General features: G+C 69.6%; 7 protein-coding genes. All 7 read right to left on the bottom strand.

The genetic code is table 11. The annotated features are described in order from the left end of the window. The 7 genes from F4Y45_15695 to F4Y45_15665 all read right to left on the bottom strand — a co-directional run bounded on the left by F4Y45_15695 (nt 1) and on the right by F4Y45_15665 (nt 11,951). Nucleotides 1-624 (bottom strand): zinc ribbon domain-containing protein, encoded by a 624-nt coding sequence (locus F4Y45_15695; protein MXY25947.1) that lies wholly within the window; start codon nt 622-624, stop codon nt 1-3. 1,862 nt (nt 625-2,486) lie between these two features. Continuing rightward, nucleotides 2,487-5,057, bottom strand: coding sequence for a DUF4175 family protein (locus F4Y45_15690; GenBank protein MXY25946.1), 2,571 nt, complete (start codon nt 5,055-5,057; stop codon nt 2,487-2,489). Nucleotides 5,058-5,138: 81 nt separating this feature from the next. Then, nucleotides 5,139-6,275, bottom strand: coding sequence for a hypothetical protein (locus F4Y45_15685; GenBank protein ID MXY25945.1), 1,137 nt, complete (start codon nt 6,273-6,275; stop codon nt 5,139-5,141). A gap of 15 nt (nt 6,276-6,290) precedes the next feature. Next, a complete protein-coding gene (locus F4Y45_15680; protein MXY25944.1) occupies nt 6,291-7,220 on the bottom strand; it encodes a DUF58 domain-containing protein in 930 nt (309 codons plus the stop codon). Continuing rightward, nucleotides 7,220-8,266, bottom strand: a complete 1,047-nt coding sequence (locus F4Y45_15675) for an AAA domain-containing protein (protein MXY25943.1) — start codon at nt 8,264-8,266, stop codon at nt 7,220-7,222. Before F4Y45_15675 ends, F4Y45_15680 begins: the two co-directional genes overlap by 1 nt. After that, nucleotides 8,266-9,093 carry a DUF4159 domain-containing protein gene (locus F4Y45_15670; GenBank protein ID MXY25942.1) on the bottom strand — a complete coding sequence of 276 codons (828 nt, stop codon included), beginning with the start codon at nt 9,091-9,093 and terminating at the stop codon, nt 8,266-8,268. Before F4Y45_15670 ends, F4Y45_15675 begins: the two co-directional genes overlap by 1 nt. After that, nucleotides 9,090-11,951, bottom strand: a complete 2,862-nt coding sequence (locus F4Y45_15665; protein MXY25941.1) for a tetratricopeptide repeat protein — start codon at nt 11,949-11,951, stop codon at nt 9,090-9,092. Before F4Y45_15665 ends, F4Y45_15670 begins: the two co-directional genes overlap by 4 nt. Nucleotides 11,952-12,056: the final 105 nt, after the last annotated feature.

The raw sequence follows: 12,056 nt of genomic DNA, 5'->3' as shown, positions 1-12,056 counted from the left end.
CTAGCGGATACGCAGCCGCCACGCCAGGAGGCCGCCGGCAACCGCGAGCATCGCCCACACCAGCGGATCGACCGGTCGCCCGGTGATCGACAGCCCCACGAAGAGGAACGTGCTGCAGACGAGAATGAGCCCGAGCAGGATCGGCGACCATCGGCGCGGGTCCCGTTTCTCCTCCAGGCTCGCCGGCTCGTGCTTTCGCTCGCTCGTCGCGGCTCCGCACCGGTAACAGACGAGGGCGTCGTCGTCGATCACCTGTCCGCACTGCGGGCACTTCACCGCATCCCCCACCTGCGGCGGAATACCCACTCCGCTCCGAGCAGCGTCACCAGCAGGAGAAACACGAGCGGATGATGCCAGATCTGGCGGGTCACGTGCCGGGCCGGCGACGGCGCGGTTTCCTGAACCCGCGCCGGCAGTGCGGCGACGGCCGACCCGTCGAAGTACTCTCCGCCCCCGGCCTCCGCCATCCGCGCGAGGCGCAGGGGACGCAGCCAGGGATCCGCCAGTTCCGGGTCGGCGCCGCCCGCAAGCACCCAGGCACGGCCCTGCTCGATCGCGTTTCCGCCAAGGGTCGCCGTCACCTCCACCAGATGAACCCCCTCCGCGGCGATCCGCTCCGCTGATGCCTCATAGCGTCCCGGCGCCGCCGCCGGCGCCGCGCGCGCCTCCTCCGCTTCACCGGCCGGGTCCGTGATGACCACCACCACGTCGGCATCCTGAACCGGCCGGAACTGCTCGTCGTGAAGGTTGACCCGGACCTCCACGCGCGCCTCGGGCGACCCGGCCGCTCGCGCCGTGACGTGGAGTCGCCCGCGTGCGCCAGCCGTCAACCAGCGCGCCGTCTGTCCCCACCAAGTTTCGTACGTCCGATCCTCGCTCGGCAACAGCATCCGCCAGCGCCACGCGCCGCGCCCGGCAAAGACCATCGACCGCCCGGCGCCGTAGCGCTGCACGGCCACCATCGGGCGCTCCGTCCGTTCGCCTCCTGCCGGTGGAGCCGCGGCCAACACCGTTGCGCCCGGACGGACCGGACCCAGTCGAACACTCCCGCTCAAGGCTGGCAAGGCGTCCCACCGGGCGCGCGTCTCGTCCGCGGTGCCCGCAAGCCGCATCATCGGGTGGGCCAATCCCTCATCCGTCGGCGCCATACGCACACGGTCCGCGCCCGCGATGTCGTCTACGGACGACAAGCCGAGCCGCTCGACCAGCGCGGCCGGCAGGACCGGCTCGATCGCCGACCCGGCATAGCCGCCGCGGCGGAGCGTCGAGGGGCCGAGCAGCAGGAGACCCCCACCGCGCTCGGTGACGAACGACGCGGTCAGGCCAAGCTGCTCCGGCCGGAAGAACTCCGCCTCGATGTTGGCGAAGACCACCGCGTCGTAACGGAAGAGATCGGCGCGGGTACGCGGATAGCCATCCGCGAGCGCCGCCGTTCGTCCGGCGTCGCCCTGCACGTAGAAGGTCTGCTCGCCCCGATCGTTTTGCCCTTTACGCACCACCGCATCGACGGTCAGGCCAGGATCCGCCTGCCATGTCCGCTTCAGAAAGCTGTGCTCGTAGCCCGGCGCCCCCTCGACCATCAGGATTCGGCGCTCCTCGGCCGCGGGCGGCACGAGAACGCTTCGCCGGTTGTTGCCGGGAACCGGATCCACCGTGTCGCCGGCCACCTCCACGGTGTACGCGATCGGCCGGTCCGGGACGGCCGGCACGCGAAACCGTTCGACCACCGGTGTCCCCTCGCCCGCTGGCCTGAACGGCCGTACTTCGACCAGACGGTCCGCTTCCAGGAGGCGCAACCTGCCTCCGGTTGCACCAGGGGCAGGGGACCCCGACGGCGTCGCCAGCGCGTCGCTCCCGCCGTGCGCGGCGATCGTCGCCGTCAGGTCAATCAGCGACCCGGGCGCCGTGGCTTCACCGGCTGTCAATCCCGCCACCTCCAGATCGATGCCCGACGCCGTGGCGCCGATACCGACAACGTGCAACGGCGCGCCGATCCGCGCCGCCGCCTCCACCGCGTCGCCGTCGCCGGTGTCGGCGCCGTCGGTCAGCAGGACAACTCCCGCCACATCCTCGCCGTCCAGCCTTTCGACGACGCCGTCGAGGGCGCCGGCGAGGTCCGAGTCGTCGAAATCGACCGTCGCGATCCCGAACACCGTATCGGCCAGCATCGGTTGCAGCGTGTCGCGCACGATCGCGCGCGCGCGATCGACGCGCTGGCCGCCATCGACATCAGCGATCGCCATACTCCGCGACTGGTCAATCAGAAGGGCAACCACACCGCCCGGTGGCGCCGGCTCCGTCCGGACCGGCTGCAGCAGCAAGAACACCACGGCCAGCAGCACGGCCAGACGGAGCACGGTGAGCGTCGCGCGCTGCCCCCGCGTCAGCGCGACCGGCGGCCGCGCGTACGCCCACCACGCCAGCCCGCCCGCGACGGCGATGGCGGCGGCGACACCCCACCAGGGAACAGAAAGACCGAATTCCATCTAGCGAGCGCCGGCTGGCGCCCGCGGTTCCGCCAGGGCGCGGAAGTACCGCCGGACGGCTGCCTCGTAACCGTCCGGTGCAGCGTCGTCCGCGCCCGCGTCAAGCCGCCCCTCGCGCCGGGCGCGTTGCAGGGCGCCAGCACGGTCGGCGGCGATTGCCTCGAGCGCCTCTCGCAGGCCAGCCCGGAGCATCTCCCAGTCGGCGTAGTCCTGTTTGAACGCCTCCGTTCCCGGAGAGCTCCCGGTGAACCGGTGTTCCGCCCACCGCTCAAGTGATTCCACTGCCTCGGGACGCATTCCGCGGAGCGCCGCTTCGAGGCCCGGCGACGCCTCAAGCTGCCGTAACAGCGCCTGTGCGGCAACACCGATTGCGCTTGCGCCACCCTCTCCCTGCTCTTCCCCGCCGGCGTCGTCGCCCGACGCGCCGCCATCCTCCTCGCCGCCAGCCGACTCGCCGCTCGCCTCCAGCCGGCGCCGCAAGGCCTCCACCGCCTGCAACTCGGCGGTGAGTTCAGCCGCGCGCACTTCGGTCTGCAGTTGATTGAGCGCCCGTCGCGCCTGCGCCGTCTCCGACACTCCGTCGGCGGTTCCGTCACCGCTGCCGGCGCCGTCAAGCCGTTGCTGGAGGTCACGCTGGAGCGCTTCCGCCTGCTCGCGCAACTGCTGCTGCTCGCGCGTCAGGCGGGCCAGGATGCGCGCCGCTTCCTCGGCGCTCATGGCGTCCTCCCGCCGGACAAGGTCCGCCTGCGCCCGATTCAGGGCTTCCTGCCGCGCCGCCAGCTCGCGGACCCGGCGGAGCGCATCACTCTCCTCGTCCGCGGCGCCATCCGCCGACGAAGACTCCAGCGCCTCGTAGTTGGTCTGCTGCTCGCGGCGCAGATCGCGATCGAAAAGGGAGGAGAGATCTTCCTGTGGTTGCCACCACGCCGAACTCCCCTGCGCCTGCCCGAACGAGAGTTCCATCCGCCGGATCGCCGCCTCGACGCGATGCAACTGGTTGAGGGCCTCCAGTTGCGGCGGCAGCGCCCTGGACGCAGACCCGATCCGAAGCTGCGCCTCCGCCTGCTCCATCGCCGCCACCGCGGCGGCCAGCGCATCCCGCTCCGCCTGTGATCGTCCGCGCTGCAACATCTGGGCCGCGGCGCCAAGGGTCCGTTCGCGCAACTCGTCCTGCGCATCGGCGAGGGCGGTCAGATCGTCCCGAACGGCAGGGGCTGTCTCCGTGCCCCGATCGATCTGCCAGGTAGCGGCGACGATCTCCTTCTGCATCTCCGCAAGGCGGCGGATAGTGTCGGCGTCCATGCCGGCTCCGGACCGCGCCATCGAGACCTGGTACTCTCGGGCGAAGGGACGTACCGTCATGAAGTAGATGCCGCTGCGGACATCCCGGGTCCGGCGCGGGTTCCCGTCGCGGGCCCGGACGTAGTAGCTGATGACGTCTCCCGGGGACACGCCGAGTCGTTCGGCGTAGAGCGTGTGAGCGCCGGCAACGCGCGCCGCCGGTTCACCCAACAGGTTCACCCGTCGTGGATCGCGGCCCGCCACGGTGTAGACAAGCTCCAGCTCCTGCAGGGCGTAGTCGTCCTCCGCGTGGGCCTCGACAACCGGCTCTTCGACCGACGTGATCTCGCGATCCCCGGCAGGACGGCGGAGCTCGATGACCGGCGGCCGATCGGGAATCGCCCGGACGAGGTACTCCGTCCCTTGGCTGCCCGCATTTCCGAGCGCCACCCGATACGCGTCGTCCCCCACGACGTCGAACGTCGCGGCAAGCGATGCGGCGGCTGCGGGAGCGAGCGTCAGCGTCCCGCCCGACCCGAACCGCAGCGAACCGGTGCGCACCGGCGCGTCGGTATAGACCGTAATGGTGACGGTGGTGCCCTCCGGCGCGAAGACGTCGCCGCCGCCGCGGTCCACCCGCGAAGCAAGTCGCGTATGCGCCGGATAGGCGTAGGCCACGTCGATCCGCTCGACCTGCGGCGCGGCTGCGCCTCCAGGCGCGTCGCGGCCGTCCGGTGCGGCTACGCCGCCGGGCGAGGCGGCATACAGCCAACCCGCCTGTGCGATGCGGCCCAGGAAGTCGGCGCCCGCGACCGACAGCGCGACGAAAGCGGCAGTCGCGCCGATACCCGCCGCCAGCGCGCGGCGCAACGTGCCGCGGTCCACGATCCGGCCAGGATCCACCCTCCGGGCGCGCCGCGCCGCGTCGTCCAGGACGAGGCGACCGAGCGGCGACGCCGATGGACGCACCGCGACAGCACTCGCCAGACGATCCTCCAGTTCAGGGCAATGCTCCTCTATGAACCGGGCCACCTGACGGTCGTCCGGCAGCGTGCGGAACGGAAGGAAGAACCGGATGGCGAACCCTACGATCAGACCGGCGGCAAGAACGCCGACGGCAGCGAGAAATCCATCGTTCGGACCCAGCAGACGATCGATGCCCAGCAGAGTGGCCAGGACGAGCGTCGCCGCTCCTGCCGTCCGGGCCGCCGCGGTCATCAGGCGGGCAGCGGCCCACCGCCGGCGAACCGTCCGGAGCAGCGCCGTGATGTCGGCCCGGGACGCTTCCATCACGCCTCAGTGTATGCCACGGTCCCACGGGACGCGCGTTGCATCGCCGCTCGAATGGTGTGGGGGTTTCACCACGGGCTGCTAGACCATGTTGCGGCCCACGAACAGCTCGCCCACCAGCACGAGGCCAAGCGCCACGACGACGTACCACCAGAGCGCCGGCTCTGCGTCCGGTTCAACATCGGCCGGCGGTGGCCGGGATGCCGCCTCCGCGTCACCCGGAGGAGGCCCGTCCGGGGTTCGGGGCGCCAGGTAGCGTAGCGCTTCGTGGACAAAGGGTACATAGCCCGGCCGTCGCGGGAAGTCGTTCCAGTCATCGTTCAGATCGGAACCGAAGATGAGCACCCGGCCCGGGGCGTCCGGGTATTCGAGCAGGGCCGGGGCGCCATCGTCGAAGCGGGCGAGCACTTCCGCAGCCGGCAGCGTGGTCCGGACCGTGGTGGAGAACTGCGCCTGCCCAAGGGCTGCGGCGCGATCGCCGAACGGCCGGAAGACGCGGTGGCGCGGATCCGCGACGGCGAGGCGACGGGCGCCGTCCTCCTCCGGCGGCGACATCGCCAGCTCGACCGGCGGGCCGAGCAGATCGCCCACGAGGCTGGGGTCGACGCCCGGTCCGGCAACCAGCAACAGGCCACCGCCGTCACCCACGAACTGCGCTATGCGTGCCCGTCCCGGACGACTCAGTCCGGTGGTCCCGACGACCACCACGACGTCGGTCGCATCCCATACCGGCGGTTCGGCCGACGCGACCGCTTCCGGCGCGACGGCGCGAACGGCGAACGGCCGTTCCGGCGGGGCTGCGTCCATCGCGCGCGTCAGGTACAGCGCATCGGGCTCCAGGGTCCCGGCGTTCACGACCACCAGTACGCCGGTCGGATCGACGGTCCCGGCCGGGCCCGTGACGGCCGGCGCCCCACCGCCCGCCACCGAATCGGCGGCGCGAGCCGCTCGATCGTCGTCTTCCGTCGCGCTGTCCGTCGCGTCCAGGAACGGCCGGGCGAAAGCGAGGGCGAGCAGGACTATCGCGGCAACGCGCAAGGCGAGGAGGATCAACTCGCGCAGCCGCCGACGCAGGTCCCGGTGGACGAACGCCCGCTCGAGGAAACGGACGTGGCTGAATGGTAGGCGCGGCGCGCGCCCGCGCAAGGTGAAATGCAGAATCACCGGCAATGCGGCAGCCAGGACGCCAATCAGGAACAGCGGCGACAGGAACGACATCTAGGAGCCCGTGGCTCAGCCTCGCGCGATCCGCGACGAGAAGTACGCGCGCAGCGCGTCGTCGAGCGGCTGCGACGTGTCGACCCGACGGTACTCGATGCCGCTGAGCGGCAGCTCACGCGCGTAGCACTCCAGCAACTGGTCCATCTCCCGCAGGTAGCCGTCGCGCAGCTCGGCGGCCACACCGGTGATCGTCTCGCCCGTCTCCAGATCCTCGAAGCGCGTCGGCGGCTCGAAGGGGAAGGCCAGTTCAGCGGGATCCAGCAGGTGGAAGACGACCACGTCGTTGCGCCCGAACTTCAGGTGGCGCAGACCACCGATGACCCGCTCGGGATCGTCCAGCAGGTCGGAGATCACCACCACCATGCTTCGCCGGCGCATGGAGGCGGCGAGCCGGTTGAGGGGGGCGGCGACGTCAGACTGCCGGCCCGCCTCCAGGTGGTCAAGCGCAATCAGGATCCGCCGCAGGTGCCCCGGTCGCACGCCGGGCGGGATGTCGGCAACCACGCGGTCATCAAAGGTCGCCAGACCAACCGCGTCCCGCTGGCGCTCCATCAGCCAGGCCAGGGCGGCGGCGAGGTACGATCCGTACTCCAGTTTCGACACCGGTCCCGAGCCGTAGCTCATCGATGCGGAGATGTCGAGGAGCAGCCGGCACTCGAGATTCGTGTCCTCCTCGAATCGCTTGACGTAGTAGCGGTCGAGCCGTGCGTACACCTTCCAGTCGAGCGTGGAGAGATCGTCGCCCGGTATGTAGGGGCGGTATTCCGAGAACTCGACGCTGAAGCCGGTGTACGGACTGCGGTGCAGGCCGAGAAGGAACCCTTCCACGACCGTGCGCGCACGCAGCTCCATCGAGCCGAGGCTGGCGACGACCGCCGGGTCGAGCCAACCGGGGCCGGCCACGCCGGTATCCCGCGCCCGGCCGAGCGTCCGGCGCGGCATCACATCCCGCTTGACGGAACGGGCACCGTGTCGAGCAGCCGCGCGATGATCGCCTCGACATCGACACCCTCGGATTCGGCGTAGAAGTTCGTGACGATGCGGTGGCGGAGTACCGGCCTCGCGAGCGCCCGGATGTCACTGACCGAGACGTGGTATCGCCCATCCATCAACGCGCGCGCCTTGCCGCCGAGGACGAGCGCCTGTGACGCGCGAAGGCCGGCGCCCCAGGTGACCCATCGTTCGACGTAGTCCGGCGTGTCGGCGCGACCGGGACGCGACGCGTCGACCAGGCACACCGCGTAGCGCGCCACCTCCTCGGTGACCACCACCTGTCGGACGAGGTGCTGGAAAGCCAGAATGTCGCTCCCCTCCAGCACCCGGTCGACCGACGGCGTCTCGTCCGAGGTGGTCCTCGTCACCACCGCCACCTCGTCGCTCACCGGCAGATAGCTCATGACGACGTTGAACATGAAGCGCGAGAGCTGCGCTTCCGGCAGCGGATAGGTCCCCTCGAGCTCGATCGGGTTCTGCGTCGCGAGCACCAGGAAAGGTTCGTCGAGTGGGAACGTGCGGCCCGCCGCGGTGACATGATGCTCCTGCATCGCTTCCAGAAGGGCGGACTGCGTCTTCGGCGGCGTCCGGTTGATCTCGTCCGCCAGGATGATCTGCGCGAAGATCGGTCCCTTGACGAACGTCAGCTCGCGGTGGCCGGCGGAGTCGTCGATGATCTCGGTCCCGGTGATGTCGGCCGGCATCAGGTCCGGCGTGAACTGAATCCGCTTGAACGACAGGTGCAGCACGTCGGCAAGTGTCTTGATGAGGAGGGTCTTGGCGAGGCCCGGCACTCCGGTGATCAGGCAGTGCCCGCCGGTGAAGAGCGCGGTCAGAACCAGGTCGATCGCCTCGTCCTGACCGACGATTACCTTGCGGAGCTCACGCAGGATGCGGGTGCGGGCTTCGCGGACCCGCTCGGTGGCCTCCGCCGCCGCGGCCACCGCGTCACTCGCCGTCACCGCGGCCGGCGCTGTCGTCGACCCGTTAGCCATCAGTGCGTCAGCGCGTAAACGATTTCGTTGATGAACATGCGGTACGACTGCGCCGTGTACTGCACGTACGTGGGGTACTGCTCGGCGTTCGACCACTCCCATCCGTCGCCCATGTCCGTATTGAAGTTGATCAGCGCCATGGCGCGTCCGTCGTCCGCGAGGATGGCGCGCAGCTTCGGCTCGAAGCCGCCCTTCTCCCAGGTGACGTTGTTGAAGAACGACCCGAGGCCGGGGATTTGAGGGTAGGCGTCCAGGTTGTAGAACGACGAGAAGACCGCATGCCCGGGACCGAGATCGACGATCGGGCGGTCCGGAAAGACCCGCTCCATCTGCCGCGCGAACAGCTCCCACTCGGCCGGGCCGTGGAAGTCGTCGAACGTTACGGTTCCTCCCCGCAGCAGGAACTCTCTCAGGTTCGCCACCTCGTCGTCGGTGAGCATCATGTTGGCCGGCTCGACAATGTAGATCCAGGGCTGCTCCCAGAGGGCGTCATCGGTCAACGCGGCGACGATGGGCTCGTTCACCTGGATCGTCGTGACCCGCGCCATCCGGCGCGACAGGTTCTGCTCCGCCACCGGCGCGTCCACCGTCCAGGGATCGACTCCGTAGATGCGCAGGAACTCGGCCAGTTGATCGGTGGGCGTGGTGTAGCGGACTCGAACGAAGCGCCACTCCAGGCCGGTCAGTCCGTCGCGCTCCGGTAGCGGGACATCCTGTGCGGCGGCCCCGGTTCCGGCGAGGCCGGTTCCCATGACGCCGGCTCCCACGGCCCCGGTTCCCAAGGGCGCCAGGATCACCGCGGCCGCGAGGATGGCCGCCGCTCTCACGGCGACGCCTCGATAACCCTCAGAAGCGCATCCTGCGCCCGCTCGTACGTCGGGGCAATCTCCAGCGCCAGCATGGCCTGCCGCTTCGCCGCGTCGAGATCGCCCACGGCGATGAGCGTCTCGGCGTAATCGGTGTGCGTCGCCACCCGATCCACGGGACCGAGCGCCAGCGCAATCCGAAGCTCACGCAGGGCAACCTCCGTCCGCCCATCCTCCTTCGCCATCCGGCCGAGTGTCTGGTGCGGGATGGGATCGAAAGGATCGATCTCGATCAGCCGCTCGTAGGCAATCCTGAGCCGCCGGTCATCCTCCGCTCCCTCCGCGAGCGCCGCCAGCATGCGGGCCGTTTCGGGAGAACTCTCGTCATGCTCGAGGAGCAGCTCCAGCTCGTGCATCGCCTGTTCGGTGTCGCCCTCCTCTTCGGCGATCAGCGCCAGTTGCCCGCGGGGGCTCTCCAGACCCACGGTGATCGGGAAGAGTTCGACCGCCCGTTCGAACGCCGCGCGCGCCTCGTCCGGCAGGCCCGCTGCACGCGCCGCGACGCCGAGGGCCATTTGGGCCTGGAAGCTGCCCGGGTGTTCCTCGGCCAGCCCGTGCAGAAGCTCCAGCCGGTCTTCCCCTTCCCCGGGCGGAAAGGCCGGTGCGCCCTCCAGAGCGCGCCGCAATTCGCCGTAGCGCTCCTCGATGTCGGCATCGAAGCCTGCCTGCAGGGAGTCGAAAGTGAGTCCGATCCGTTCGAGCCCGCCTTCGGTATCGAGTCCGTCGCCGTAAGCACGGATCAGGGTCTGCAGCGTGTCGTCGCCGTATGTCTCGACGATGTGCTGCACGACCAGCGACGCATGGAAATAGGCAAGACCGAGCCCCCCCTGCGTGAACTCGCTGTCGAGCTCGGCAATCGAACGGAGGTTGCCGGCGTTGATCGCGGTCAGGAACTCAAACAACTGGTCGCGTTCCCAGGCGGGATGCCGCCGCTTCTCCTCGAACGACGAGATGCCTTCGCTCAGCGAGCGCGTCAGCCGCTGGTTCGACATCTGCAGGGTGACGACGTGCGCCATCTCGTGCCAGAGGGTCGAAAGCCAGTGGAAGCTGCCGGACGGGCTCGCCCGCGGCGAAACCATCGTCACGACGCGGCCGAAGCAGGCGCCCAACGCACCCACCATCCCGGGAAGGCCGAGGGTGCGGACGGCGAAGTCGTCGTGGCGCGGGAAGATCTCGATGAGGACCGGGGTCTCGGGCGTCATGTTGTACAGGGCAGAGAGCGTGTCGAGCGCCTCCTGCGCCACGTCGATTACGTAGTCCCTTATCGCCGGCGCCTCCTCCGGATGGAGCCGAACGATGAGGTCCCCTTCCTCGAATGTCTCGAACTCGTCGAGCTGATCCAGCATCTCGAGCAGATTGAAGGTGACGACATCGTACGGATCCGCCTCGAACGAGCGCTCCAGCGCGGCCCGTGCGCCCGGTTCGTCGCCCGTCCGGAGCAGGTGCATGCCGAGATCGGCGTGGGCGCGGATATGGTCCGGATTCAGCTCCAGAGCGCGGCGGACCAGCGTGACCGCTTCCGGGAAGCGATAGGCGCGCGCCACGTGGTAACCGGCGATCCGGTAGGCGTCGGCATAGACGGGGTTGATCGCCAGAATCCCCGCCACCTCATTCTCGAAGTCGTCGCGCCGGTCCTCCAGCCAGGCGATCGCCGCCACGAGCGCACGCGCCTCCAGGTGATTCGGGTTGTGATCGAGCACGGCATCGATCGACTCGCGCGCCGCGTCGCGATTCTGGTCCGCGAGTTCAAGCTCCGCGATGAGGAGATGGGCGCGGGCGTTCGTGGGGTCGATGGCCAGCGCGCGTTCCGCCGCTCCCCGCGCGGTGAGCGGTTCGGCCCCGGGGCCACCGGCCGGAATCGGCACGCCCGCGTTAGCCAGCACCTGGGCGAGTCCGACGAGCGCGGGTGACCACTCGCCGTCGAGCGCGAGTGCGTCCTGATACGACCGCTGCGCGTCGGCGTAGTTGTACTTCTCCAGGAAGAGGTCACCCCAAGCCGTGTGGACGGCCGGATCTTCCGGCAGCGACCGTGACGCGCCCCGGAAGAACATGTTGGCGCGGCGGAATCCTCCGGCCGCCTGCGAGGCCAAACCGCCGTAGTACTGCAGCAGGGGATCGGGCGTGCTCTGCCCCGCGACGATGACCGCCTCCAGGAACCGCGCCGCCTCGTCCACCCGGCCGACGGTGGCCAGCAGGCGGCCGAACTCCAGCCCCGCCACCGTTCCCGGCGCCGCCCGCGCTACGGGGTCGAGAAGCGCTTCGGCTTCCTCGTAACGGCCCGTCTCGATCAGCCGGCGCGCCCGCAGCGCCGCCGCGGCGGGGTCGGAGGACTCGCGGGTGCCCGCCAGATCCTCGGCGGCCTCGGCGTCGCCATGTGCCAGCGCGCGAGTCGCCTGATGATGAAACGCGAGATCGGCTTCCGGGGTCTGCGCCGAGCCCGCAGCCGGAAGCGCAAGGGCGATCAGAAGTGCCAGACACGCGCACGACAAATCATGAGCGCTCACGTCGCGATTATAGTCTCGCAGGAGCCTGCGCGCCCTTATGGTGCGCCGGTTTCCAGGTGCGCCGGTTTCCGGACCGGCACTAGAAAAACGCCAGGTTCTGGTGGGACGGGATCTCGAAGCGGCGGCGGCATTGCCGGCAAACCATGATGTCGTCGACGCGCACCATGTAGTTACGGAGCTTCTTGAACATCTCGCGGTCGGCTGCGTCAGCGCGTCTTGGCGGCTGCGCCTTCTTGACCCGGCGTATCCAGCGGACCTGGTACTCGCCGCGGAACCCGCATCGCGGACAGGTATAGGAGGCCGGCTTCGTCTCATGTGTCTCGTCGAAGAACTCACGTTCGTGCAGCGGCATGCCGGGATGATAGCAGCCCCCCTAACAGCCCTGGGGGCGTGCGTTCATCGACCGGACGGTGACGCCTG

The organism is Acidobacteriota bacterium, from assembly GCA_009838525.1.
Lineage (GTDB): Bacteria > Acidobacteriota > Vicinamibacteria > Vicinamibacterales > UBA8438 > VXRJ01.
Note: the sequence above shows the minus strand (reverse complement) of the source record. Positions and strands in the feature narration are given on the sequence as shown.

Excerpts from the sequence above, each read along its gene's own strand:
- F4Y45_15690 (MXY25946.1), bottom strand. The coding sequence starts at position 5,057 with ATGGAAGCGTCCCGGGCCGACATCACGGCGCTGCTCCGGACGGTTCGC.
- F4Y45_15685 (MXY25945.1), bottom strand. The coding sequence starts at position 6,275 with ATGTCGTTCCTGTCGCCGCTGTTCCTGATTGGCGTCCTGGCTGCCGCA.
- F4Y45_15680 (MXY25944.1), bottom strand. The coding sequence starts at position 7,220 with ATGCCGCGCCGGACGCTCGGCCGGGCGCGGGATACCGGCGTGGCCGGC.
- F4Y45_15675 (MXY25943.1), bottom strand. The coding sequence starts at position 8,266 with ATGGCTAACGGGTCGACGACAGCGCCGGCCGCGGTGACGGCGAGTGAC.
- F4Y45_15665 (MXY25941.1), bottom strand. The coding sequence starts at position 11,951 with ATGAGACGAAGCCGGCCTCCTATACCTGTCCGCGATGCGGGTTCCGCG.